Below are 25,120 nucleotides of genomic sequence, written 5' to 3'. Positions count from 1 at the left end.
ACGCGAGCCGACCGGACTTCCGCAACGCAGGAACCCCGCATATGACCGACACCCCGATCAAGCCGATCACCACCCCCACGCCGCGCCGCAAGCCCAAGCCCAAGGTCGAGACCCTGGGCGGACGCAAGCTGAAGCCCGCCACGCTGATGATGGGCCATGGCTTTGACCCCGTATTGTCCGAAGGATCGCTCAAAGCGCCGATCTTCCTCACCTCCACCTTCGCGTTCGAGAATGCGGCGGCGGGCAAGCGCCATTTCGAGGGGCTGACCGGCAAGCGACCGGGCGGCGCGGAAGGCCTGGTCTATTCGCGTTTCAACGGCCCCAACCAGGAAATCCTGGAGGATCGCCTGAGCATCTGGGACGATGCCGAGGATTCGCTGGTGTTTTCCAGCGGCATGTCGGCAATCGCGACATTGCTGCTCGCCTATTGCAGCAACAACGATGTCATCGTCCATTCCGGCCCGTTGTATGCGGCGACCGAAACGATGATCGCGCGCATCCTCTCGCGCTTCGGCATCACCTATCTCGATTTCCCCGCAGGCGCGACGCGCGAGGAGATCGACAGCGTGATGGAGCAGGCGAAAGACATGGCGACCAAACAAGGTGGCCGGGTCGCGATGATCTATCTGGAAAGCCCCGCCAACCCGACCAACGCGCTGGTCGATATCGAGGCGGTGTCAGCTTCGCGCGACGCGGTGCTGGGCGGTGACACCCCGACGCCGTTTGCGATCGACAACACGTTCCTGGGGCCCTTGTGGCAGCAGCCGTTGCACCACGGCGCGGACATCGTGGTCTACAGCCTGACCAAATATGTCGGCGGGCACAGCGATCTGGTCGCAGGCGGCCTGTCAGGTCCCAAGAAGTGGATGGATCCGGTGCGCGCGCTGCGCAACACCATCGGCACGATCTGCGACCCCAATACGGCCTGGATGCTGATGCGCTCATTGGAAACGGTCGAGCTGCGCATGAACCGCGCGGGCGAGAACGCCGCCAAGGTCTGCGAATATCTGGCGCAGCATCCCAAGGTCGATGGGCTGGGCTATCTCGGCATGATCCACGATGCGCGCCAGCAGGACATTTTCGACCGGCATTGCTCGGGCGCGGGATCGACCTTTTCGCTGTTCATCAAGGGCGGTGAGGCAGAGAGCTTCCGCTTCCTCGATACCCTGCGCATCGCCAAGCTGGCGGTCAGCCTGGGCGGCACCGAAACGCTCGCCAGCCATCCGGCTGCGATGACGCACCTGTCGGTGCCCGATGCGCGCAAGGCGGCTTTGGGCATCACCGACAATCTGGTGCGGATTTCGATCGGCGTGGAAGACCCCGACGATCTGATCGCCGATTTCGAACAGGCGCTCGACGCGGTGTGATGCCTGCTTAGGCCCTCGGCAGCGCCGGGGGCCGGACGTCCGGTACCACCTCTCAGCGGATGGCGCGGTACGGCACGCCGCCAGTGCCCGCCTGGCGCTGGCGGATCAGGCGGATATAGGTTTCAGCCAGGCCCCGGTTGATCCGGTCCCAGCTGTATTTCTCGCTGCGCTTGATGCCAGCCTGGCCGTGCAGATGGCGCAGCTCGGGGTTGCCGCAATAGGCCTGCAGCGCATCGGCAAATTCCACCGTCGCACCGGGGCGGACGAGCTGGCCGGTGACATTGTGTTCGACCAGGCTTTCGCTGCCTGTCGCGCGCGCCGCCACCACCGGCAGGCCGCACGCCATCGCTTCCAGCGTCACGTTGCCGAAGGTTTCGGTGATCGACGGGTTGAAGAAAAGGTCCATGCTGGCGACCGCGCGGCCCAGATCGGTACCGCCCTGGAAGCCTGCGAACACTGCCCCGGGCAGCCGCGATTCGAACCAGCCGCGCGCTGGCCCCTCACCCACCACCAGCACCTGATGTGGAATCTGGCGGCGGATTAGACGATCGATCGAATCGGAAAAGACGTCGAGTCCCTTTTCCATCACCAGCCGGCCCAGAAAGCCGATGACCGGCACATCGTCTGTCAGCCCCAATGAGCGCCGCCAGTCCATGTCGCGGACCTGGGGGTTGAAGATGTGCTTGTCGACCCCGCGCGACCAGATGCCGACGTCATAACTCATCCGCTGTTCGCGCAGCACCTGCGCCATGGAGTCGGAAGGCGCGACGATCGCGTCGCACTTGCGGTACAGGCGGCGCAGGAAGGCTTCGAGCAGCGGCTCGAGAAACGCCATGTTGTAATAGCGCGGATAGGTTTCAAACCGGGTGTGCACCGATCCCAGGATCGGCAGATTATGCTTCTTGGCCCAGCGCACGGCGCTGTGCCCCGCGCTGTCCGGGCTGGAGACGTGCACGATATTGGGGGCGAAACGCGCCAGGTCTTTCTTGATCGACGGCGGCAATATGGTCGTGGCACGATATTCGCTGCGCCCCGGAATGGCGATCGACGGCAGGCTGACCAGATCGCCTGCCGGTTCGAACGCGGGAGTCTTGGTGGTCGGCGAATAGATCCGCACCTGCGCGCCGTTTTCCAGCAGCCAGGAAACCAGCCGGTTCAGCGCCTGGTTGGCACCGTCGCGCACATAATTGTAATTGCCGCTGAACAGCGCGATACGAAGGTCGGAAATGTCCATGATCGGGTCGCCTTAGGCGCGCTCGGGCCGAAAAGCCAGAGCCCGCCGTTCAGGCTTCTGCCGCGACCGGTTGCTGCGGCGGCGGCAACAGCCGGATACGGGTGACCCGGCGTTCGTCTCCATCGATGATCTCCAGCTGCCAGCCGCTTTCATGGTCGAGCACCCTGCCCGGCGCAGGCACCTCGCCCGCCAGCACGAAGGCCAGCCCGCCGAGCGTATCGACATCCTCGTCGATTTCGCCCAGCGCGACATCGATCAGCTTGGCGACATCGTCCAGTTCGGCCCGCGCGTCGGCATCCCAGCTGCCGTCCTCGCTTTGCGTGACCATTGTCTCGGGCTCGTCGTCATGCTCGTCCTCGATGTCGCCGACGATTTCCTCGACCAGGTCCTCGATCGTCACCAGCCCTTCGGTGCCCGAATATTCGTCGATGACGATGGCAAGGTGGGTGCGCGTCTGGCGCATCTCGGCAAGCAGATCGAGCACGCCCATGGTTTCGGGCACGAAGCGCGGTTGGCGGATCAGGCTGTCCCAAGTGTCCGGGCGCGGGCCATCTGCCGCGATGATCGGGAAAACGTCCTTGATATGGACCATGCCGACGATGTGATCGAGCGACCCGTCATAGACCGGAACGCGGCTGTGGCCGTGCTCGGCGAAGATCTGCACCAGAGCATCGAAGCTGGCGTCCTTGTCGATCGCGATGATGTCGCTGCGCGGCACGGCGACGTCGTCGACGTCATGCTCGCTGAAATGCAGCAGATTGCGCAGCATCTCGCGTTCGACGCGCGACAGGTCGCCCTTTGCCGACGTCCCGTTGTCGTCGTCGTCATCCTCGTGCTCGTCGATCGCCTCTTCAAGCTGGGCGCGCAGCGACTGGTCGTGGTGTTCTCCGAACAGCAGGGCCTTCAAGCCCCGCCATATTCGCCCCGAACCCTCGTCGCTTGCGGTGGATTTACCACCGCCATTACTGTCTCCGTCTGCCATGACTGGCTGTATCTTAACCCCGCTGTTGGTTGATGAGTGAAGGCAGCATGCGATTACGCGACGTCAATATGGATTGTCCAACCCCAAATTGGCAAGTGCTTTCACTTCCAGTGCCTCCATGTGCACCGCATCGGCCTCTTCGATATGATCATAGCCCACCAGATGCAGCGCACCATGCGCGATCAGATGGGTGGCGTGGGCTGCAACCGTGATGCCCTTTTCCGCCGCTTCGGCCGCGCAGGTCTGGAACGCGAGCATGATATCGCCCAGCAGCACCTCGCCATCATCGGTATTGGCCAGCGCATCGAGCATGTCGGGCGCGAGCATCGGGAAGGACAGCACGTTGGTCGGCTTGTCCTTGCCGCGATAGTCGCGATTGAGCGCCTGCACCTCATCATCGGTGCCGAAATGCACGCTGACCGAAACCGCAAAGCGTGCATCGGCGAGACTGCCATAAGGGCTGACGGCCAGCGCTGCGGCGACGGCGCGGGTGGCGAGCGCCTCCCAGTCGGTATCAGCGGGCCACAGCGGGTCGGTGGAGGTCTCGGTTTCGATCATTTCGTTGAATCAGACCTAACCCAACCCGCTTTCCCAAGCGAAGTCGAGGGACGCGCGCGCGACCGGATACGCATTGGTCCCTCGACTTCGCTCGGGAACTCGGAAATGTTGCACGGGTGAGGCGCGAAAACCTCAGGCATCCTTGCCCTCATAGGCCTCCACGATGCGCCCGACGATCGGGTGGCGCACCACATCGGCTGCAGTGAAGCGCACGGTGCCGATGCCTTGCACGCCTTCCAAACGGCTGACTGCATCGGCCAGCCCCGAGGCACCGACGCCGCCGGGCAGATCGACCTGCTTGGGATCGCCGCAGATCACCATCCGGCTGTTCATGCCAAAACGGGTGAGGAACATCTTCATCTGCGCCGGCGTGGTGTTCTGCGCCTCGTCGAGGATGATGAAGCTGTCGGCCAATGTGCGGCCGCGCATGAAGGCGAGCGGCGCGATTTCGATCTCGCCGCTGGCGATTCGGCGCTCGACCTGTTCGGCAGGCAAAGTGTCGTACAATGCATCGTACAGTGGGCGGAGATAGGGATCGACCTTCTCCTTCATGTCGCCGGGCAGGAAGCCGAGCCGCTCGCCCGCCTCGACGGCAGGACGCGACAGGATCAGCCGGTTGACGCTGCCGGTGATCAGCTGGCTGACCGCCTGCGCCACCGCGAGATAGGTCTTGCCGGTACCCGCCGGACCCAGCGCGAAGATGATGTCATCGCGGACTAGCGACTTCATGTATTCGGTCTGCGTCGCCGACCGCGGCACGATGGTCTTCTTGCGCGTACGGATCATGATCCCGGGCGCATCGACCACATCGCTGCGGACAATGCCCTCGAGCGTCGGTTCCGCCGACATGCTGATCAACGCCTCGACCGCGCCTTCATCGATATCCAAGCCCTGTTCGATCCTCTTGTGCAGCCCCACCAGAACGTCGCGCGCGCGCGCCGCGCTTTCGGCCTCGCCCTCGATCTGGATGCGGTTGCCGCGTGCGGCGATATACACGCCCAGCCGGTTCTCGATCGCCACGAGGTTCTTGTCGAACTGGCCGAACAAAGGCCCAAGCAAAGTGGGTTCATCGAACTCCACCCCGATCCGCGCCTTGTTGGCAGGTTCGGGCCGGTTGAACGGGAAGTCGGTGCCATAGACCGGGGAGAGCCTGGCGCTCTGCGGTTCGGGCTTGCTGCGGAACTTGTTGCCGCCATCGGTGCTGCGCCGGTCGCCGCCGCCACCCTGCTTGCGCGCCATCAGGCGGTCACCATCGAGAGCGAAGTGCCTTCCAGGCTGTTCGGCCCGGCAGACAGGATTTCGACATCGATCAGATCGCCGATCCGCGCATTGGGGTCGACGACATGGACAGATTGCAGCCAGGGCGATTTGCCGACCAGCTGGTCGGCCCTGCGGCCCTGGCGTTCGAGCAGCACGCGCGTGCGCTCTCCGACCGAGCCCTGGTTGAACTCGCGTTGCTGCGCATTGAGCAGATCCTGCAGGCGCTGCAGGCGCTCGTCCATGATTTCGGGGCTGATCTGATCCTCCATATCGGCGGCAGGGGTGCCTGGGCGGGACGAGTATTTGAAGCTGTACGCCTGGGCGTAGCGGGCGTTGCGGACGATATCGAGCGTCGCCTCGAAGTCCGCCTCGGTCTCGCCCGGGAAGCCGACGATGAAGTCGCCCGACAAGGCGATATCGGGGCGGGCAGCGCGCACCTTGTCGATGATCGCGAGATAGCTTGCGGCACTGTGGCTGCGGTTCATCGCCTTCAATATGCGGTCGGAGCCCGATTGCACCGGCAGATGCAGATAGGGCATCAGCTTGGGCACATCGCGGTGCGCGGCGATCAGCCCATCGGTCATGTCGTTGGGATGGCTGGTGGTGTAGCGGATTCGCTCCAGCCCCGACAGATCGGCCAGAACCTCGATCAGGCCTTCCAGACCCTGCAAGCGTCCCTTGCCATCGTTGCCCGTCCACGCATTGACGTTCTGGCCCAGCAGCGTGATTTCCTTCACGCCGCCATCGACCAGTGCCCTGGCCTCTTCAACCAGATCCGCAAATGGCCGGCTGATTTCCGCGCCGCGCGTATAGGGCACCACGCAATAGGTGCAGAACTTGTCGCAGCCTTCCTGCACGGTGAGAAACGCGCTCGGGCGCGGTTGCTTGGAACGCGCAGGAAGCGCACCGAACTTGGTCACCGCAGGCATGTCGGTATCGACCGCAGCCTTGCCGGACCGCGCCTGTTCGATCAACTGCGGCAGCCGGTGATAGGCCTGCGGTCCCACGACGATGTCGACGCTCGGCGCGCGCCGCGCGATTTCGCCGCCCTCGGCCTGCGCAACGCAGCCGGCGACCGCGATCATCGGCTTGGATCCGTCCTCGCGCTTGAGCCGGCCGATGTCAGAATACACCCGTGCCACTGCCTTTTCGCGGATATGGCAGGTGTTGAGGATGACCAGATCGGCATCTTCGCGGGTGGCGGCAGCCTGCATGCCCTGGGCATTCAGCATTTCGCCCATCCGCTCGCCGTCATAGACATTCATCTGACAGCCGAACGAGGTGACGAAATAGCGGCTGGGCGCGTCGCCGGTCGGGGCGGGCGCGGGCACATTGGTGTTATCGGTGGGATGGTTCATGGGTGACACAGCTATACAGCCGGTTCTCGGCCCAAGGAAGCACAAAGCGCCGCGTCGATCCGCCGCCGCGCCTCTGCCGCGATCGCCTTGCGCCCCGGAAAATCGGCGGGGCTGAAGGGCTCCAGAAAATGCAGCGTGACCCAGAAGCTGTGCTGGCGGGTGAACAGCCTGAGCGCGTTGTGCGGCGCGGTCTCCTCCCCCACCCAGGCGATGTCGTGCGCGTTGTCGCCATAATCAAGGTACATCGGCTGCACCAGCACGCCGGGCGGTGGCGGGTCGAGCACCTGGAGCAAAGGCGACTTGAACGGCAGCAGCTTGCTGCCATCGGTGGTGGTGCCTTCGGGGAAGATGGTGATCGCCCAGGTCTCGGCCAGCGCATCACGCAGCTCGTTGATCTGTTCTGCAATGCCCAGGCGGTTGGTGCGCGAGACGAAGACGGTATCGTTGAGCTTGCACAGCCAGCCGACCACCGGCCAGCTCTTGATGCCATCCTGCGCGACAAAGGCGCTGCCATTGCGCCCCGCGATCACCGGAATATCCAGCCAGCTCAGATGGTTGGAAATATAGAAGACATCGCGCTTGAGCGGCGTGCCGACCACGCGCACCCTGGCCCCGCAGGCACGGCCGACGCTGCGCAGGAACAGCTTGGGCCAGGGATTGGAGAGCCTCAGCCCACGCCAGATGTAGTAGAGCGGCACACAGGCGACCAGCGCCAGAACGATCAGCAGCGCCCGGAACGCCAGACGCACACGCCCCGCAAGGCCCGGATCGCGCCAATGCAGATGCGCCATATCCGGCGTGTCAGGATAAAGCGGCAGCGGCGCAGGCGCGGCGGCTTCAGCCTCGCTCATCGCCAAGTCAGTCCTTGCGTTCGAGCGAGACGCCGTAAAGCTCCATACGGTGATCGACCAGACGATAGCCCAGACGCTCGGCAATCAGCTTTTGCAGGGCTTCCAGCTCGGGATCGACGAATTCGAGCACCTTGCCGGTTTCTACGTCGATCAGATGGTCGTGATGCGCTTCGGGCGCGGCTTCGTAGCGCGCGCGACCGTCACCGAAATCGTGGCGATCCAGAATACCGGCCTCTTCGAACAGGCGAACGGTGCGATAGACGGTCGCGATCGAGATGCGCGAGTCGATGGCCGACGCACGTTCGTGCAGCCGTTCGACATCGGGATGGTCATCCGCCTCCGACAGGACACGCGCAATGACGCGCCGCTGATCGGTGATCCTGAGACCACGTTCGGCGCACAACGCCTCGAGGTCGATTTTCTGGCGCATGATGCCCCTTTGAATGCCGTTGTTGTTCTGTTCGGGCCCAAACACTGGGCATATGACACGCGATGACTGGCCAGCGCGGGCTTGCGCCACACACCTGCCAGCCAATCTATAGTGCGCCGCCGCAATTGCAACCGCTGCGGGCGGGTGCGGCGCGTCAAACGTGCTTACTTGACCGGGCGCTTGCCCGGCTTGCGACCCAGGCCGATCTTCTTGGCCAGTTCGCGGCGTGTCGCTGCGTAATTCGGGGCAACCATCGGATAATCGGCAGGCAGGTTCCAGCGTGCGCGATATTCATCGGGGGTCATGTTGTAATGCGTCATCAGATGGCGCTTGAGCATCTTCAGCTTTTTGCCGTCTTCCAGGCAGACGATATAATCGGGCTTGATCGATGCGCGTACGGAAACGGCAGGCTCAGGCAATTCTGCTTCCACGGGGGCTTCACCCGGGGTCAAACCATTGAGAGCACGATGAACATTTTCAATCAGGCCAGGAATGTCCGAGACAGCAACGCTGTTGTTGCTGACATGGGCGGCGACGATATCTGCGGTCAGGGTTATCAGCGTCTCGTGCATTTCCAAATCTGCTTCTGCCATTTCAATTGATCCCATGTTGATGTTTTGATTAGCGGCCCGTTGTCCTGCCGAGTAGCGGGACGCGGGCGATATGCAAGATGACTGTGTCATCGTCAATGTCATTTGTTGGGGTACATCGCCCCAAGATTGTCTTTATCGAAGTTTCGATAGTAAAAATCAACATTCTTGCTCAGATGTCAATTGCCAGTGTCAACGCATCATAGTGTTGAGAGTCCACGCCTTTATAGTAATCGCGCCGCAAACCGACCTGAGCAAAACCGAATTTTTGATAAAGATGAATGGCTGAATTGTTACTTCTCATCTCAAGGTGCAGTCGTTGGACGCCCGCTTCTTGAGCATCGTCAATCACTTCGGCCAGAAGGGCCGAGGCTACACCGAATTGACGCCATTTTGGGGCTACCGCGATCAGCAGCAATTCTTCCTCGTCTGCCACACGCCGGGTCATGGCAAATCCAATGGCATCGCCCTGCCCTGCTGAATGCAGGGGACCGCGCGCCTCGGCCAGAAGCACGCGGGTCAGCGGCATGGCCAGCATCGAACGGGTCTGGCTGTGGTTCCACGCCTCGCCAAACCGCGGATCGAACGCCTGTTCCATCACCTGCATCACCGGACCGATCGCGTCTTCCGCCGCCAGCCCGGAAATCAGCTGAAAAAACGGTCGATGACCGGAATCAGGAGGCTGGCTGACCATGATGCTATGTAGACGCTGCAGCAGCCATGGGCTTGGCATCGGCGCCACGCCCATACAAGGGATCGGCAGGCAGCGCGCGCGCCGAGGCGGGCAGTAACAGCGCCTTGCGCGCATCGGGCAGCAGCGCGAGCGCCTCGCCGCCGCCACCTTCACTGCCGCCGCGCGCTGCGACCAGCGCCTCGGCCATGCTGCCAGCGACGAGCGCCTGCGCGCAGGCTGCCAGCGCGGCGTCGGGCGTCAGTGATTCCAGCGCAGCAACGGGTTCGCCCATGCCATCAAAGCTCTGTGTAAAATATTCGCCGTGCCCGCCGGTCATCACAACGTCAACGCCAGCCGCGCCGGGCGTCTGATCAAGCGCCATCGCCGCAATCAGCCGGAGGGTGGAATAGCCGCTGACCGGAACGCTCCAGGCCAGCGCCAATGCCCGCGCTGCCGCCAGCCCGACGCGAACCCCGGTAAAGCTGCCAGGCCCGCAATTGACGAGGATGGCCTGAGCGCGCCCCCTGCCGGGCAGGCCTGCAATCATCGGAACCAGCCGTTCGGCATGGCCGCGCCCCATCACCGCGTGATCGGAAGCGAGCAGATGCGCACCATCGAACAGCGCCACCGAACAGGCTTCGGTCGCGGTGTCGATGACAAGCAGGTCGGGCAGATCGGGCGTCATACCCGACGCCGCTAGCTGATTGTGTTGAACCGGTCAAAACCCGGACGCGGACTGCGATCGAAAATCGTCGTCGGATCGCCATAACCCAACGTCGAAATGAAATTCGACGTCACATTGGGCGTGTCGGCAAAGAACGCCTTGTCGACGGCTGCATTGTCGAAGCCCGACATCGGCCCGGTATCAAGGCCCAACGCGCGCGCGGCGAGGATGAAATAGGCGCCCTGCAACGATGAATTGCGCAGCGCGGAATCGCGGCGGAACTGTTCCTTGCCTTCACCGACGAACCAGCTGCGCGCATCGGTGTGCGGGAAGAGTTCAGGCAGCAGTTCGTAGAATTCGAGGTCCATGCCGATCACGACGCTGACCGGCGCGGCAAGGATCTTCTTGGCATTGGCCTCCATGCAGCAGGCCGCCAGCTTCTGCTTGGCCTCGTCCGACACGCACCACACCATGCGCGCAGGCAGCATGTTGGCCGATGTCGGGCCCATCTTCATCAGATCCCAGATGCCATGCAGCTGCTCGGGGCTGACCGGCTGGTCGGTATAGCCGTTATACGTGCGGGCCGTGCGGAACAGCTGGTCGAGCGCGGCATCGTCGAGCGGTGCAGTCATGGATAGGACTTTCTGAGCAGGGAGAAACGGCGCGCCTCAGGCGGCGCGGACTTCGATCACTTCGGGCACGTAATGCTTCAGCAGGGACTCGATGCCGTGCTTGAGCGTCGCGCTCGACGACGGGCAGCCCGAGCAGGCACCCTGCATCTGCAGATACACCACGCCCTTGTCGAACCCGCGATAGAGGATATCGCCGCCATCATTGGCCACGGCCGGGCGGACCCGCGTCTCGATCAGGTCCTTGATCTGCGCGACGATGTCGGCATCCTCGGGATTGGTCGGCCAGTCGGCGTCTTCTGCCGGAACCGCGATGCCCGCAGCCGTGGCGGCGCGGAACAAGGGCATATCCGCCGAGAAATGGTCGAGCAGGACAGACAGCACCTCGGGGCGCAGCGAGGACCAGTCGGCCCCGGGACCTGCCGTCACCGAAATGAAATTGTGGCCGAAGAACACGCCGGTCACATCGCCCAGGCCGAAGATCGCCTCTGCCAGTGGCGAGGCCTCGGCCTCTTCGGGCGAGGCGAAATCGCGCGTGCCCATGTCCATGACCTTGCAGCCGGGCAGGAACTTGAGCGTGGACGGGTTCGGAGTGGTTTCGGTTTCGATCAACATATGTGGTATCTGGTGCAGCACCGCCGCGCGCGCAAGGCAGTTTTTCTATTCCACCGCCAATCCGTGACTGCGCCGACGACGCGGCCATGGCTGCATGTCTGCCGCATATTCACTGGCCAGTCAGATTGGGCCTGCCTATAGATTGCCCATGACCTTTCCCCTGATGCGCTGTGCGCCCGTGGCCGCCATGCTGGCAGCTGTCTCGCTTGTGATCTCGCCGCCGCTGCTTGCCAACTTGCCTGGCGAACCGGTGGCCAGCGGCAAGGATGCCAACGGCAAGCCACTGCGCCCGCCCAATCTGGAACCGGGCGAGAAGACTCCCTGGCTGTACGAACGCAGCAACGTGCCGGTCGACAAGGGCTGGACCTTTGGCGAGCTGAGCAATGGCGTGCGCTATGCCGTCCGCCGCAACGGTGTTCCGCCGGGTCAGGTCTCGATCCGCGTGCGAATCGATGCCGGATCGATGATGGAAACTGACGCAGAGCAGGGCTTTGCCCATCTGCTCGAGCATCTGACCTTCCGCGGCTCCAAATATGTTCCCGATGGCGAGGCGATCCGCATCTGGCAGCGGCTGGGCGCGAGCTTCGGCAGCGATAGCAACGCCGAAACGACGCCGACGCACACCGTCTACAAGCTGGATCTGCCCGCCGCGACGCCTGCCGGGCTCGATGAGAGCATGAAGATCCTCTCGGGCATGATCCGCGAACCGGGCCTGACCGGCGAAGCGGTGAAGGCCGAGGTGCCGGTGGTGCTGGCCGAACTGCGTGAACGATCGGGCGCACAGGTGCGCGTTGGCGATGCCACGCGGCAACTGTTCTTTGCCGGCCAGAAGCTGGCTGAACGCTCGCCGATCGGCAGGCCCGAGACGCTGAACGCGGCAACATCGGATGTCGTGCGCGCGTTCCACCAGCGCTGGTACCGCCCTGAAAACACCGTCATCGCGATTGCCGGCGATGTCGATCCGGCCACGCTCGAGGCGTTGATCAAGACGCATTATGGCGACTGGAAGGTCAGGGGCAAACAGGCGCCCTATCCAGGCTTCGGCGCGCCCGACCCGGCGGCCCCCGTGGCCCGCACCATCGTCGAGCCCGGCTTTCCCTATCTCGTGAGCATGGGCATTTTGCGCCCGTGGAAGCCGGTCAACGATACCATCGAATACAATCAGCAGCTGCTGATCGATCTGGTCGCGACCCAGCTGATCAACCGGCGGCTCGAGGGCCGCGCGCGCGGCGGCGGCAGCTTTCTGCAGGCGCAGGTGAACTCCGAGGATGTCAGCCGCTCGGTCGATGGCACTTTCATCTCGGTCGTGCCCATCGGCGATGACTGGCAGGCAGCGCTCGCCGATGTGCGCGGCGTGCTCGCCGATGCCACCACCACCGCGCCGACGCCCGAGGAAATCGCGCGCGAGATGGCCGAATTCGACGCCGCGCTCGCGGTGCGCGTGGAAAGCGCCGACACCGAGGCCGGCGCCAAGCAGGCCGATGACATCATCGGCGCGGTCGACATTCGCGAGACCATTGCCGCGCCGCAGACCGCGCTCGACGTGTTCCGCGGCATGAAGGACATGTACACGCCCGAACGGCTGCTAGAATCGACGCAGCGTCAGTTCAGCGGGGTTGCCACCCGCGCGATCCTGGTCTCGCCCAAGGCGGTTCCCGAAGGCGAGCAGCTGCTCGCCGCCGCGCTGACCCGCGATGTCAGCGCCGATGCCAGCGCGCGGCTGGCTGCCGCCGCCGTGACCTTCGACGATCTGCCTGCGCTGGGCGCGCCTGGATCGGTCACCGCGACCACTGATCTTCGCCTGCTCGGCATCGAGATGATCGAACTGTCGAACGGCGTGAAGGCGATCCTGTATCCCAATGATGCCGAAGTTTCGAAGATCATGGTCAAGGTGCGCTTCGGCAGCGGTTATCAGGCCTTCCCGGCGGACAAGCCCTCTCTCGTCTGGTCGGGCCAGGCGGCTCTGGTCGCCAGCGGCATCGGCGAGATCGGCCAGGAAGGGCTCGACCGCCTGACCAACGGCCGTCGCATCGGCTTCGGCTTCGAGGTCGAGAATGATGCATTCTCGTTCTCCGCCGATACCCGCCGCGCCGATCTGGAAGATCAGCTCAAGCTGTTCGCCACCAAGCTGGCCAGCCCGCGCTGGGATGCCAACCCGGTCCGCCGCGCCAGGGCAGGGACCGAGCTGGCCTATCGCAGCTTCTCGATGTCGCCGCAGACGGTGCTGGAACGCGACCTCAATTACCTCACCCGCAACCGCGATCCGCGCTGGAAGGTGCCCGATCCGCAGGATGCCGCACAGCTGACCCCGGAAGCGTTCCGCGCCACCTGGGAGCCGCTGCTGACCAAGGGGCCGATCGAGGTGATGCTGTTTGGTGACTTCGACAAGCCAGCGGCAATCGCGGCGCTGGAAAAGACCTTCGGCGCGCTGCCGCCGCGCGAGCCTGCACCCGTGGTGGCAGGCCCCGATACCGTTGCCTTCCCCGCCCCCAACAGCGAACCGGTTGTCGTCCGCCACGAAGGTGCGCCCGATCAGGCCGCAGCCTTTCTGGGCTGGCCGACCGGCGGCGGGCTGGCCGATATCCAGGAAAGCCGTCAGCTCGAGATCCTGACCGCCATCTTCAACAGCCGCCTGTTCGATCAGCTCCGCGCGCAGGCGGGGGCCAGCTACGCCCCGCAGGTGCTGAACAACTGGCCAATCGCGTTCGACAAGGGCGGTTATGTCGGCGTCATTGGCCAGCTGGCACCCGAAAATGTGGGCAAGTTCTTCGAGATCGCCAATTCGATTGCAGCGGACCTCGCCGCGACGCCGGTGAGTGCGGATGAACTGGCGCGGGCAACCGAGCCGCTACGGCAGCTGGTCTCACGCGCCAGCACGGGCAACAACTTCTGGCTGAACCAGCTCCAGGGGGCATCGCGCGATCCGCGCCGTGTCTCGGCGCTGCGCACGATCCTGCCCGATTACACCGTCACGACACCCGAACGGATGCAGGCGCTGGCGGCGAAATATCTGCTGAAGGACAAGGCATGGTCGTTCGTGGTGCTGCCCGAGGACGCGGCTGCGTCCCCGGGCCGCTGAATGGGAATCACATCGGTTGAGTCGGCATCTCGTCGGGCCCGCGATCGGGCTCGATGATGTCGGGGCCCACCGGATCGATCTCGGGCGGCTGCTGAATCGGGTCTTCCATCGGCGGATCGTTCACCGGAAGTTCGGTCGGGCTCTGGGGCTCGATCCGGTCAGGGGCAGGGATCGCAGGATCTTCAGGACGTGTAGCCATGGCAAAGGCTCCTTTCACCTCACCTACGCCTGCGTGTTCAGCAGGTTGCGGAGCTGGCACCGCGCCGGTCACGCCCCCCTTGCCCTTTTCGGCAACCTTCTTTAGACGCGCACGCTTGATTACCGCGACGCGGGCGTGGCGAAACTGGTAGACGCGCCAGATTTAGGTTCTGGTATCGCAAGATGTGGGGGTTCAAGTCCCTTCGCCCGCACCATCGCATGGATGGCCGGGAAGGGGAAAAAATTCCCTTCTTTTTATGGAAAGACAAGAGTTTAAGCCGATGCAGATTGTCGAGACGCTGAACGAGGGCCTGAAGCGGGCCTACACCATCACCATCCCCGCCCAGGATCTGGAAGCGCGGGTGGATGCGGAAGTGAAGAAGATTGCGCCGCAGGTACGCATGCCCGGCTTCCGCCCCGGCAAGGTGCCCGCCAACCTGATTCGCAAGATGCACGGCGAATCGATCCATGCCGACGCGCTGAATGCATCGATCCAGGAAAGCGTCGACAAGGCGATCCGCGACAACAACCTGCGCCCCGCCATCCAGCCTTCGGTCGACCTCAACGAGGATTATGCCCAGGGCCTGGATGCACAGGTCAAGATGGCGCTGGAAGTGCTGCCGCAGGTGCCGACCCCGTCGATCGATTCGATCACGCTCGAGCGTCTGATCGTCGAGCCCGGTGACGAAGCCGTGACCGAAGCGCTGCAGCGCATCGCCGATGGCCAGAAGAGCTACACCGCCGCACCCAAGACCTACAAGGCCAAGGACGGCGACCAGGTTGTCATCGACTTCGAAGGCAAGGTCGATGGCGTTCCGTTCGAAGGCGGCAAGGGCGAAGGCATGGCCGTCGTCATCGGTTCGGGCCAGCTCATCCCCGGTTTCGAAGACCAGCTCGTCGGCCTGAAGGCCAATGACGAAGCGGTCATCAACGTGACCTTCCCCACCGAATACGGTGCCAAGGACCTCGCCGGCAAGGCTGCGACCTTCGACATCGTCGTGGGCGAAGTGAAAAAGCCCGGCGAAACGAAGCTGGACGACGATTTTGCCAAGTCGCTGGGGCTGGAAAGCCTGGAACAGCTGACCGGCCTGATCAAGGGCCAGCTCGAGCAGGAACTGGGCGGCCTCACCCGCACCCACATGAAGCGTCGCCTGCTCGACCAGCTCGCTGAAAGCCATGATTTCGAAGTTCCGCCCTCGATGGTCGAGGCCGAGTTCAACCAGATCTGGGCGCAGCTGGAACAGGAAGCCGCGCAGGAAGAGGACGCCGAGTCCGCCCGCGCCGAGATGGAAAAGGACCGCGAAGAGTATCGCTCGATCGCCGTTCGCCGCGTGCGTCTGGGTCTGCTGCTCTCCGAAATCGGCCAGGCCAATGGCGTTGAAGTTTCCGCACAGGAAATGAACATGCTGATCGCGCAGGCCGCGCAGCAGTATCGCCAGGAAGACCGTCAGCGTTTCGCGGAATACATCCGCCAGACCCCGATGGCCGCCGCCCAGCTGCGTGCACCGATGTACGAAGACAAGGTCGTCGACTTCCTGTTCGACAAGGCGACGATCACCGAACGCACCGTGACCCGCGAAGAGCTGGAAGCGGCGATCGAGGCTGAAGAAGACGGCGGCCACGTCCATGGCCCCGATTGCGGCCATGATCATGGTCATGACGAAAAGCCCAAGGCCAAGAAGGCCGCGCCGAAAAAGGCTGCGGTGAAGAAGGAAGCCGAAACCGAAGCAGCGCCTGAAGCGGCTGAAAAGCCCGCGAAAAAGGCTGCGCCCAAGAAGGCCGCTGCCAAGAAGGAAGACGCTCCGGCAGAAGCCGCCGAAGACGCCAAGCCTGCTGCAAAGAAGGCTCCGGCCAAGAAGGCAGCAGCCAAGAAGGACTGATCTTCAGCCCTTGGCGCGAAAGAATTCAGCCCCCGCCAGGTTCGCCTTGCGGGGGCTTTTTCTTGCCCGCTGATAATTCGGGGTCAGCCGCGCCGCCAGCGCCGGTCTGAAAGAACGACCCTGGCCGCATTGTGCCCCGGCGCGCCGGTCACGCCGCCGCCCGGATGCGTGCCCGATCCGCACATGTACAGGCCTTTCAAAGGCCCGCGATAATCGGCGTGGCCCAGCACCGGCCGCGCCGCCCACAATTGGTCGAGGCTCATCCGGCCATGGAAGATATCGCCGCCGATCAGCCCGAAGGTGCGTTCCAGCCCTTTGGGACTGAGCACCTGCTTGCCGAGGATCGATGCGCGAAAGCCCGGTGCATGCGCTTCCACCGTGGCGATGATCGTGTCGGCAGCGGCGGCTTCCTGCTCGGGCGTCCAGTCGAGCGCAGGGTCGAACTGCTGGCAGAACAGGCTGGCGACATGGTGTCCCGCAGGCGCGAGGCTGTCATCGACGATCGAGGGAATCAGCATCTCGACGATCGGCGCGCGCGACCAGCCGTGCGCCTTCGCATCGGTGAACGCGCGGTCCATGTAATCGAGGCTGGGCGCGATGACGATGCCCGCGCGAAGGTGTTCACCGTCCCCACGAAGTGCCGAAAAATCGGGCAACCGATCCAGCGCGACATTCATCCGGAAGCTGCCCGATCCGGTGACATAGCAGCGCATCCGGCGGGCGAAATCCTCGGGCAGCGCGTCTGGCGCCACCAGCTTTGTGTAGAGCAGCTTCGGCCCGACATTGGCGATGATCCGGGGGCTGCGCAGCTCCTCGCCGCTTGCCAGCCGCACGCCCACCGCGCGGCCACCCTCGACCAGCACCTGCTCGACAGGCGCATTCAGCGAAATCTCCACCCCCTGCTCCAGGGACGCCTCGGCCATCATCCGGGTGATGCTGCCCATGCCGCCCAGCACATGGCCCCAGCTTCCCTTGTTACCGTTCACCTCACCAAAGACATGGTGCAGCAGCACATAGGCCGAGCCCGGCGTATCGGGGCTGGCGTAATTGCCGACCACGGCATCGAATCCGAACGCTGCCTGCACCGGATCGCTCTCGAACCAGCCGCCCAGGAACTCGCGCGCCGACTTGGTGAACAGATCGAGCATGTCGCGCTGCACCTCGCGCGACCGTCGCGACAGCAGCCGCCCGGTGCTCAGCGCCTCGACCAGCCCGGCCAGGCCGCTGCCGATATTGGGCGGCGGGCGCAGCGCCAGATCGCGCAGCACATCAGCGACCCGATCGAGCATCGCGTAGTACGCGGGCAACGCCTCGGCATCGGCGCGCGAAAAGCGGGCGAACTCGGCCTGCGTGCGCTCGAGCCCGCCGCCGAGGATGAGATGATCGCCATCGAGCAAAGGCAGGAAGTTCGACACCGGCCGCTCGATCACCCGGTAGCCGCGCTGCACCAGCGCCATATCGGCGATGACGCGCGGCTGGAGCAAGCTGACAGTGTAGCTCGCCACCGAATTGCGGAAACCGGGGTGGAATTCCTGCGTCACCGCCGCGCCGCCGACCACGCCGCGCGCCTCCAGCACGCGCACCTTGAGCCCCGCGCGTGCCAGATAAAAGGCGCAGGTCAGGCCATTGTGACCGCCACCGATGATGATCGCGTCAGGTGCTGTGCTGCTGGTGCCCATCGCCCGAGGCGTAGCCCAGCACGCCGCCCCCGCCAAGACCGACCGGTCAGGCTGAAAACACCAAGAAATCACTGGCGCGCGTGAGCGGATATTGATAGCGGTTCGCAAAACCATGCTTCTTGACCAGCTCCCCAACAACCAGCGCGCGGAAATAGCCGCGATCGACTGGAGCGTCCTGCCCCCAGACGAAGGCAAGCGGCTGCGTGCCCTGGGCGTGGACGAGGGCGCGATGGTCTCGATCCAGCATCGCGGCATCTTTTTCGGGCGTGATCCGATTGCACTCAGCATCGGGCGGATGACGGTGGCGATCCGCCGCGCCCATGCCCGCGCCATCACGCTGCGCGAACCGGGAGCGACCGCATGACTCGCCATCAGCCGCTGATCGCGCTGGTCGGCAATCCCAATGCGGGCAAGAGCGCGCTGTTCAATGCGCTGACCGGCGCGCGGCAGAAGATCGCCAATTATCCTGGCGTCACCGTCGAGCGCAAATCGGGTCGCTTTGCCTTTGCCGATGGCCGGCCTGCCGAACTCATCGACCTGCCCGGCAGCTACAGCCTCGACCCCACCAGCCCCGACGAGGCGGTGACCCGCGACGTGGTGATGGGCCGCCAGACGGGCGAGCGCCAGCCCGATGCGCTGATCATCGTGCTCGATTCGGCCAATCTCGACCAGCATCTGGTGTTCGCGCTCGAACTGCTGGCTCTGGGCCTGCCCACCGTGATCGCACTCAACATGGTGGACCTTGCCGAACGCGACGGGCTGACGCTCGATGCGGCGCGGCTGGCGGCAGATCTGGGCGTTCCGGTCATCCCCACCGTCGCGGTGCGCCGCCGGGGGCTCACCGAACTTGCCGAAGCGCTCGATGCGGTGATCGTCGCCAGGCAGGTGCCGCATGCGCCGCTGGGCGAGCCCGACATGCGCGCACGGCGCAGGCGCGCGGAGCATATCGCCAACGCCGCCATCGTCAGCCAGACGCAAAGCCGCCGCTGGACCGACCGCGCCGACAGTGTGCTGCTGCACCCCTTTGCCGGGCCGGTGATCCTGCTCGGCTTGCTGTTCATCATCTTCCAGGCGGTGTTCAGCTGGGCCACCCCCTTTGCCGACGCACTGGAAGCCGGCGCGGCGGCTTTGGGAGACCTGGCCACCGCCACCATTCCAGACGGCTTCTTCCGCTCGATGATCGTCGACGGCATCATTGCCGGCGTGGGGTCGGTGGTCGTCTTCCTGCCGCAGATCATCATCCTGTTCTTCTTCATCCTGCTGATGGAGGCGACCGGCTACATGGCCCGCGCCGCGTTCATCATGGACCGGATGATGGCGAGCGTCGGCCTGTCGGGTCGATCGTTCATCCCGCTTCTGTCCTCGTTCGCCTGCGCAATCCCCGGCATCATGGCGACGCGCAGCATCTCGGACGAGAAGGACCGGCTCACCACCATCCTCATCGCGCCGCTGATGACCTGCTCGGCGCGGCTGCCGGTGTACACCGTGATCATCGCCGCGTTCATCCCGCAGATCACCGTGGGCCCCGGCGTCGGCCTGCAAGGGCTGGTGCTGTTCGGCCTCTATGTCTTCGGCATCATCGGCGCGATGGTGGTGGCGCTGGTGCTGCGCTCGACCGTGGCCAAGGGCGGCGCGAGCGGCTTCCTGATGGAAATGCCCAAGTACCAGTTGCCGCGAATCGGCGACCTGGCGCTCGGCCTGTGGCAGCGCGCCGCGCTGTTCCTGCGCCGCGCGGGCACGATCATCTTTGCCGTCACCATCGGCCTGTGGCTGCTGCTCACCTATCCGCAGGCGCCCGAAGGCAGCGGCATGAGCCAGCTCGATTATTCCGCCGCCGGGCGCATTGCAGGCGTGATCGAACCCGTCGTCGCGCCGATCGGCTTCAGCCGCGACATCGCGCTGGCGCTGATCCCGGCGATGGCGGCGCGCGAGGTCGCCGTCTCGGCGCTGGCCACGACCTATGCGATCGACGCCACCGACGAGGATGAACAGGCGCAGGCGCTGGGCGAGCGGCTCGCCGGGCGCTGGTCGCTGCCCACCGCGCTTGCGTTCCTCGCCTGGTTCGTGTTCGCGCCGCAGTGCATCTCGACGATCGCGGTGACACGGCGCGAGACCAACGGCTGGAAATGGCCGATCTTCATGCTCGTTTACCTGTTCGGCCTGGCGTGGATTGCCGCCGGGATTACCTTCTGGACCGCGACGGCTTTCGGGCTATAGACGCGGCAACCTGCCGTCGGCATATTGCCGGGCAACCAATCACCACATCACAGAAATCCGGGGAAAGCATATGTCGGGCAGCGTCAACAAGGTCATTCTGATCGGCAATCTGGGTGCCGACCCCGAAGTCCGCAGCTTCCAGAACGGCGGCAAGGTTGCCAATCTGCGGCTCGCCACCACCGAATCGTGGAAGGACCGCAACAGCGGCGAAAAGCAGGAGCGCACCGACTGGCACACCGTCGCGATCTTCGGTGAAGGCCTGGTCGGCGTGGCCGAACGCTTCCTGCGCAAGGGCAGCAAGATCTATGTCGAAGGCCAGCTGCGCACCCGCAAGTGGCAGGACCAGTCGGGCGCTGATCGCTACACCACCGAAGTGGTGCTGCAGGGCCCCGGCGCGGTGATGACCATGCTCGACGGCAAGCCCGGTGGCGGCGGCGGAATGGGCGGCGGCGGCGGCGATTACGGCGGCGGTCGCAGCAGCGGCGGATCTTCGGGCGGCGGATCGCGCGGTTTCAATGACGGTGGGGCGTCGGGCGGCGGCGCTGGCGGCGGCAGCTGGGGCGGCGGCGGTGGCGGCTTCGACGACGATCTCAACGACGACGTTCCGTTCTGATCGGACCTGAAGGCGATGCAGTTCACCGTCTATCACAATCCCAGATGCGGCACCTCGCGCAACGTGCTGGCGGCGATCCGCGAGGCCGGGCACGAGCCTGAGGTGATCGAATACCTCAAGACGCCGCCGTCGCGCGGCACGCTGGAAAGCCTGATCGCGCGCGCAGGGCATGGCGCGCGCGGCCTGCTGCGCGCCAAGGAGCCTTTGGTCGCGGAACTGGGGCTCGATGCTGCGGACGTCACCGACGCGCAGATCGTCGATGCGATGATGGCGCACCCGATATTGATCAATCGCCCGATCGTGGTGACCGAGCAGGCGGTGAAGCTGTGCCGCCCCAGCGAGACGGTGGCCGAGCTGCTCACCGCCTGATCGGGCCGTGCTTTTTCCGTTCGCATGTGCAACATGAGCATCGGGTGACGGTTGGTCGGACAAGACCGGCCTGTTGCCCGTTTTCCGGCCGTCACATGCCATCAAGGGAGTTATTGCGATGCTCAACGGACTGAACGCCATTGTCACCGGATCGACCAGCGGGATCGGCCTGGGCATCGCCAAGATGCTCGCCGCCAAGGGCGCCAACCTGGTGCTCAACGGTTTCGGCGATGCCGAGGCGATCGAGCAGGAGCGCGCCGGACTGGAAGCGGACTATGGCATCAAGGCGGTGTACAGCAGCGCCGACATGACCAAGCCCGACGAGATCGCAGCGATGGTCGACCTGTGCGTCAGCAGCTTTGGCACGGTCGATATCCTGGTCAACAATGCCGGCATCCAGCACACCGCACCGGTCGAGGATTTCCCGGCGGAAAAGTGGCACGCGATCCTGGCGATCAACCTGTCGAGCGCGTTCTTCTCGATCCAGGCCGCGCTGCCGCACATGCGCCAGAAGGGCTTTGGCCGCATCATCAACATCGGCTCGGCGCACGGCCTGGTGGCCAGCGCCCACAAGGTCGCCTATGTCGCGGCCAAGCACGGCGTGGTCGGCATCAGCAAGGTGGTCGCGCTGGAAACCGCGGGCACCGGCATCACCTGCAACACCATCTGCCCCGGCTGGGTCCACACGCCATTGGTGCAAAAGCAGATCGAGGCGATGGCGAGCGAACAGGGCATCAGCATCGAGGAGGCCAGCGACAAGCTGCTGTGCGCCAAGCAGCCTTCGGGCCAGTTCGTCACGCCGGAGCAGATCGGCGAACTTGCCGCCTTCCTGTGCAGCCCGGCCGCCGCGCAGATCACCGGCATCGCCCTGCCGATCGACGGTGGCTGGACCGCGCAGTGATGATGGGAGGGGAAACGGGCCTGGGCCCCGCTCCCGCTCACCCCACCGGTGCGCGCCTGCGATAGCTCAGCGCCTCGGCCACATGCACCCGGCCTACGGTCTGGGCACCGCTGAGGTCCGCGATCGTGCGCGAAACCCTGAGCACCCGCGTATAGCCCCGCGCCGAGAGACGCATCGCCTCGGCAGCGCGCGCGAGAAGCTGGCGCGCAGGTTCGTCGGGGGTGGCAAAGCGTTCGAGCGCTTCGCCGTCGATCTCGGCATTGGTGCGCGCCTTGATGTCGGCATAGCGCGCGGTCTGCAGCGCGCGGGCGGCGGCGACTCTGGCGGCGACCTCAGCCGAACCTTCGGCGGGCGGCGGCAACGTGAGGTCGGCGGCGGTCACCGCCTCCACTTCGACATGCAGGTCGATGCGGTCGAGCAACGGCCCGGAGACCTTGGCCTGATAGTCCGCCGCGCAGCGCGGCGCGCGCGAGCAGCCCAGCGCGGGATCGCCCAGATGCCCGCAGCGATACGGGTTCATCGCCGCGATCATCTGAACCCGCGCCGGAAAGGTGACATGCGCATTGGCGCGCGCGACGCTGACTTCGCCGGTTTCGAGCGGCTGTCGCAGCGAATCGAGCACGGTGCGCTGAAACTCGGGCAGTTCGTCGAGAAACAGCACGCCCAGATGCGCCATGGAGACCTCGCCGGGCCGCACTTTCAACCCGCCGCCAACGAGCGCCGCCATCGAGGCGCTGTGATGGGGCGCGCGGAACGGGCGCGCGCGGCTGATCCGGCCGTCGGTGAGCGTTCCCGCAACCGACGCCACCATCGAAACCTCGAGCGCCTCCTCCGGCGTCAGCGGCGGCAGGATGCCCGGCAGGCATGAGGCCATCAGCGACTTGCCCGCGCCTGGAGGCCCGGTCATCACCATGTTATGCCCCCCGGCAGCCGCGATCTCGAGCGCGCGCTTGGCGGTTTCCTGCCCCTTGACCTGGCGCAGGTCCGGCCCCGGTGCGGACTCTTCGGCGATCCCAGGCTTGGGCGGGCTCAGCCGGCCGTTGCCCTTGAGGTGGTTGAGCAGGGTGAGCAGATCGGGCGCGGCGATCACGTCGATGCCGCCTGCCCACGCGGCTTCTGCGCCTTGCGCTGCCGGGCAGATCAGCCCGCGCCCGGTCGCCGAGGCATGCAAGGCTGCGAGCAGCACGCCCGGCGAGGCGGCGATCCGTCCGTCGAGCGCGAGCTCGCCCACCGCGACATATTCGCTGGCGAGTTCGGCATCGATGATCCCCATTGCCGCGAGCAGCGCGAGCGCGATCGGCAGATCGTAATGCGACCCCTCCTTGGGCAGGTCGGCGGGCGAGAGGTTGACGGTGATGCGCTTGGGCGGAAGCGACAGGCCCAGCGAGGCGATGGCGGCGCGGACGCGTTCGCGGCTTTCGCCCACTGCCTTGTCGGGCAGGCCGACCACCGCGATGCCCTTGTTCACGCCGGGCGAGATCTGCACCTGCGCCTCGACGCTGCGTGCCTCCAGCCCCAGATAGGCCACGGTCTGAACGATGGCGACCATGCGCTGCCCCCTGTTTGTTCCCTCGCTGCAGACTGAAGCGCCGCGCTACCCGAGTCGAGGGAAATCCGAATGATCGGTTCATTCCGGAGGCAATTGCCGCAACGGTAACGACGATGACCGCTGCGACGGCGCGCAAGGCGGCCAAGGGTAACCTGCGCTTAACGCCGTTCGCTGACCATCTTTGGAAAGGCTTTGCTCATGCCCGGCGCGCATCGCGGACAGAGCGTTACCGCTGCTGCCGATGGAACCCAATGATGCCTGACCTGCGCCGTCTATCTGCCCTTGTCGCACTCGGCGCCGCTCTTTGTGCTGGGCCGGTCGAGGGGCACGAGGCAGGACTTCCCTATATCGAAACCATCGAGATCACGTGGGAGGACAATCTTGCAGGCGCGCGCGCGAAGGACAGGGGAGCCGATATGGCGGCACCGGTGCTGGCGCGCTTCGGGCCGTTTCATGTGATCGATCGGCACAATGCACAAATGCGCGGGGTCGTCGGCACGGGGACGCCGGCGCAGTTTGCCGCGATGCTGCGCGCATGGCCGGACATCCAGACGCTGGAGATGATCGATTGCCCCGGCTCAGAAGATGACGCGGCGAATCTGGCGCTGGGCCGCATGCTGCGGGCAGCGCGAATCGCAACCTTCGTTCCGGCGGGTGGATCGGTGCGATCGGGTGCGGTCGAGCTGTTTCTCGCCGGTGTCCGGCGAACGGCCGATTCGCGCGCCGAGTTTGCGGTTCACAGCTGGCGTGACGAGCTTGGCCGCGAGGCAGCGGACGTATCACCCGATGACCCCGTGCACGGCGAATACATTGAATTTTACCGTGAAATGGGTTTGAGCGCGGTTGACGCACAGCGATTCTATGCTCTGACCAGCAGCGTCGCCTTTGATGATGCGCTCTATGTCGCCCCGTTACATCTGGCCGACATGGGATTGCTCGAAGTTGACTAAGTGCTGCGAACTGCCTGAAAAGAGCGACGAAACCCTTGGGGGTTGCGTCCGGCGCATGTTGCAATTGCTCACAGTCTGTGGAATACGGCACGGGCTAGCAGCACGTCTGAAGGGACAATCTTATGAAAATTGCAAAGACCGCACTGGCTGCGCTTGCTCTGACCACGATGGTCGGCGCTCCGGTTCTGGCACAGGCTGCGACTTCCGCAGCCCGCGTGTCCAGCGCTTCGAGCGAAGAGAGCGACGCAGAAGGCAGCACCGGCATCATCATTGGTGTCGTGGCCGCTGCCGCTGTTGTTGGCGGCATCATCGTCATCGCTGACGATGATGAGCCCAACAGCCCCTGATTCCTTCGGGAATTTCAGGTACTGATTCGGGAAAGGGCGGCCAGCGATGGTCGCCCTTTTTCGTGCGCGCCTTATCAGCACGGCCTAGTCCGCGCTGCGCCCTTGACTGGGGCCGAGGGGCCGCCAT

Annotated in this window: 25 protein-coding genes and 1 tRNA gene; 11 read left to right on the top strand and 15 right to left on the bottom strand. The window is 64.7% G+C overall.

What is annotated here, in order from left to right; translation table 11 throughout:
- Positions 1-41: 41 nt before the first annotated feature.
- Complete coding sequence (locus D618_RS0111750) at positions 42-1,367, top strand: cystathionine gamma-synthase family protein (RefSeq protein ID WP_017671717.1); 1,326 nt, start codon at positions 42-44, stop codon at positions 1,365-1,367.
- Between the two features lie 52 nt (positions 1,368-1,419).
- Here the strand turns inward: D618_RS0111750 and D618_RS0111745 are convergent, their stop codons facing one another.
- From D618_RS0111745 to D618_RS0111690, 12 genes are all read right to left on the bottom strand, one after another.
- Positions 1,420-2,601 carry a glycosyltransferase family 1 protein gene (locus tag D618_RS0111745; RefSeq protein WP_017671716.1) on the bottom strand — a complete coding sequence of 394 codons (1,182 nt, stop codon included), beginning with the start codon at positions 2,599-2,601 and terminating at the stop codon, positions 1,420-1,422.
- 49 nt (positions 2,602-2,650) lie between these two features.
- Entirely contained in the window at positions 2,651-3,583 is a 933-nt protein-coding gene (locus tag D618_RS0111740) for a hemolysin family protein (protein WP_026091597.1), read from the bottom strand.
- A 63-nt stretch (positions 3,584-3,646) separates the two neighbouring features.
- Complete coding sequence (gene ybeY, locus D618_RS0111735; RefSeq protein WP_017671714.1) at positions 3,647-4,141, bottom strand: rRNA maturation RNase YbeY; 495 nt, start codon at positions 4,139-4,141, stop codon at positions 3,647-3,649.
- A gap of 132 nt (positions 4,142-4,273) precedes the next feature.
- Positions 4,274-5,380 (bottom strand): PhoH family protein, encoded by a 1,107-nt coding sequence (locus D618_RS0111730; protein ID WP_017671713.1) that lies wholly within the window; start codon positions 5,378-5,380, stop codon positions 4,274-4,276.
- Complete coding sequence (gene miaB, locus D618_RS0111725; protein ID WP_017671712.1) at positions 5,380-6,759, bottom strand: tRNA (N6-isopentenyl adenosine(37)-C2)-methylthiotransferase MiaB; 1,380 nt, start codon at positions 6,757-6,759, stop codon at positions 5,380-5,382. Before miaB ends, D618_RS0111730 begins: the two co-directional genes overlap by 1 nt.
- 11 nt (positions 6,760-6,770) lie before the next feature.
- Entirely contained in the window at positions 6,771-7,610 is an 840-nt protein-coding gene (locus D618_RS0111720) for a lysophospholipid acyltransferase family protein (protein WP_017671711.1), read from the bottom strand.
- Between the two features lie 7 nt (positions 7,611-7,617).
- Complete coding sequence (locus D618_RS0111715; protein WP_026091595.1) at positions 7,618-8,040, bottom strand: Fur family transcriptional regulator; 423 nt, start codon at positions 8,038-8,040, stop codon at positions 7,618-7,620.
- Positions 8,041-8,204: 164 nt separating this feature from the next.
- A complete protein-coding gene (locus D618_RS0111710; protein WP_017671709.1) occupies positions 8,205-8,633 on the bottom strand; it encodes a MucR family transcriptional regulator in 429 nt (142 codons plus the stop codon).
- Positions 8,634-8,802: 169 nt separating this feature from the next.
- A complete protein-coding gene (locus D618_RS0111705) occupies positions 8,803-9,324 on the bottom strand; it encodes a GNAT family N-acetyltransferase (protein WP_017671708.1) in 522 nt (173 codons plus the stop codon).
- Between the two features lie 4 nt (positions 9,325-9,328).
- Positions 9,329-9,988: a tRNA (adenosine(37)-N6)-threonylcarbamoyltransferase complex dimerization subunit type 1 TsaB gene (tsaB, locus tag D618_RS0111700; RefSeq protein ID WP_017671707.1), complete on the bottom strand. Its 660-nt coding sequence runs from the start codon at positions 9,986-9,988 to the stop codon at positions 9,329-9,331.
- An 11-nt stretch (positions 9,989-9,999) separates the two neighbouring features.
- A complete protein-coding gene (locus tag D618_RS0111695; RefSeq protein ID WP_017671706.1) occupies positions 10,000-10,599 on the bottom strand; it encodes a malonic semialdehyde reductase in 600 nt (199 codons plus the stop codon).
- A 36-nt stretch (positions 10,600-10,635) separates the two neighbouring features.
- Positions 10,636-11,211 carry a NifU family protein gene (locus D618_RS0111690; protein WP_017671705.1) on the bottom strand — a complete coding sequence of 192 codons (576 nt, stop codon included), beginning with the start codon at positions 11,209-11,211 and terminating at the stop codon, positions 10,636-10,638.
- A gap of 148 nt (positions 11,212-11,359) precedes the next feature.
- Between D618_RS0111690 and D618_RS0111685 the strand changes: the two genes are divergently transcribed.
- The gene (locus D618_RS0111685; protein ID WP_017671704.1) at positions 11,360-14,290 is read left to right on the top strand and encodes an insulinase family protein; all 2,931 of its coding nucleotides are present in this window, start codon (positions 11,360-11,362) and stop codon (positions 14,288-14,290) included.
- Positions 14,291-14,297: 7 nt separating this feature from the next.
- On the opposite strand, the gene D618_RS0111680 is transcribed toward D618_RS0111685, so the two are convergent.
- Positions 14,298-14,489, bottom strand: coding sequence for a hypothetical protein (locus tag D618_RS0111680; protein ID WP_026091593.1), 192 nt, complete (start codon positions 14,487-14,489; stop codon positions 14,298-14,300).
- Between the two features lie 129 nt (positions 14,490-14,618).
- Between D618_RS0111680 and D618_RS0111675 the strand changes: the two genes are divergently transcribed.
- Together D618_RS0111675 and tig are read left to right on the top strand one after the other, a co-directional pair.
- Positions 14,619-14,703 (top strand) — tRNA-Leu (locus D618_RS0111675).
- Between the two features lie 66 nt (positions 14,704-14,769).
- Positions 14,770-16,368, top strand: a complete 1,599-nt coding sequence (gene tig / locus D618_RS0111670) for a trigger factor (RefSeq protein ID WP_017671703.1) — start codon at positions 14,770-14,772, stop codon at positions 16,366-16,368.
- A gap of 83 nt (positions 16,369-16,451) precedes the next feature.
- Here the strand turns inward: tig and D618_RS0111665 are convergent, their stop codons facing one another.
- Positions 16,452-18,047: an NAD(P)/FAD-dependent oxidoreductase gene (locus D618_RS0111665; RefSeq protein WP_017671702.1), complete on the bottom strand. Its 1,596-nt coding sequence runs from the start codon at positions 18,045-18,047 to the stop codon at positions 16,452-16,454.
- Positions 18,048-18,159: 112 nt separating this feature from the next.
- On the opposite strand from D618_RS0111665, the gene D618_RS0111660 reads away from it, so the two are divergent.
- The 5 genes from D618_RS0111660 to D618_RS0111640 all read left to right on the top strand — a co-directional run bounded on the left by D618_RS0111660 (position 18,160) and on the right by D618_RS0111640 (position 22,147).
- Positions 18,160-18,411 carry a FeoA family protein gene (locus D618_RS0111660; protein ID WP_017671701.1) on the top strand — a complete coding sequence of 84 codons (252 nt, stop codon included), beginning with the start codon at positions 18,160-18,162 and terminating at the stop codon, positions 18,409-18,411.
- Positions 18,408-20,264 carry a ferrous iron transporter B gene (locus tag D618_RS0111655; RefSeq protein WP_017671700.1) on the top strand — a complete coding sequence of 619 codons (1,857 nt, stop codon included), beginning with the start codon at positions 18,408-18,410 and terminating at the stop codon, positions 20,262-20,264. Before D618_RS0111660 ends, D618_RS0111655 begins: the two co-directional genes overlap by 4 nt.
- Before the next feature lie 70 nt (positions 20,265-20,334).
- Positions 20,335-20,877: a single-stranded DNA-binding protein gene (gene ssb / locus D618_RS0111650; protein ID WP_017671699.1), complete on the top strand. Its 543-nt coding sequence runs from the start codon at positions 20,335-20,337 to the stop codon at positions 20,875-20,877.
- A gap of 15 nt (positions 20,878-20,892) precedes the next feature.
- On the top strand, positions 20,893-21,246 hold the full coding sequence (gene arsC, locus D618_RS0111645; RefSeq protein ID WP_017671698.1) for an arsenate reductase (glutaredoxin): 354 nt from the start codon (positions 20,893-20,895) through the stop codon (positions 21,244-21,246).
- Between the two features lie 118 nt (positions 21,247-21,364).
- Positions 21,365-22,147: a 3-hydroxybutyrate dehydrogenase gene (locus D618_RS0111640; protein ID WP_017671697.1), complete on the top strand. Its 783-nt coding sequence runs from the start codon at positions 21,365-21,367 to the stop codon at positions 22,145-22,147.
- Between the two features lie 37 nt (positions 22,148-22,184).
- On the opposite strand, the gene D618_RS0111635 is transcribed toward D618_RS0111640, so the two are convergent.
- The gene (locus D618_RS0111635; protein ID WP_017671696.1) at positions 22,185-23,696 is read right to left on the bottom strand and encodes a YifB family Mg chelatase-like AAA ATPase; all 1,512 of its coding nucleotides are present in this window, start codon (positions 23,694-23,696) and stop codon (positions 22,185-22,187) included.
- Between the two features lie 254 nt (positions 23,697-23,950).
- Here D618_RS0111635 and D618_RS0111630 point away from each other — a divergent pair, with 254 nt between their 5' ends.
- Positions 23,951-24,646, top strand: a complete 696-nt coding sequence (locus D618_RS0111630; RefSeq protein WP_238550662.1) for an alpha/beta hydrolase — start codon at positions 23,951-23,953, stop codon at positions 24,644-24,646.
- A gap of 122 nt (positions 24,647-24,768) precedes the next feature.
- Positions 24,769-24,993 (top strand): hypothetical protein, encoded by a 225-nt coding sequence (locus D618_RS0111625; protein ID WP_017671694.1) that lies wholly within the window; start codon positions 24,769-24,771, stop codon positions 24,991-24,993.
- Positions 24,994-25,120 lie beyond the last annotated feature (127 nt).

Origin of the sequence: Blastomonas sp. AAP53 (genome assembly GCF_000331245.1) — a bacterium.
In the GTDB taxonomy this organism is placed as follows: domain Bacteria; phylum Pseudomonadota; class Alphaproteobacteria; order Sphingomonadales; family Sphingomonadaceae; genus Blastomonas.
Note: the sequence above shows the minus strand (reverse complement) of the source record. Positions and strands in the feature narration are given on the sequence as shown.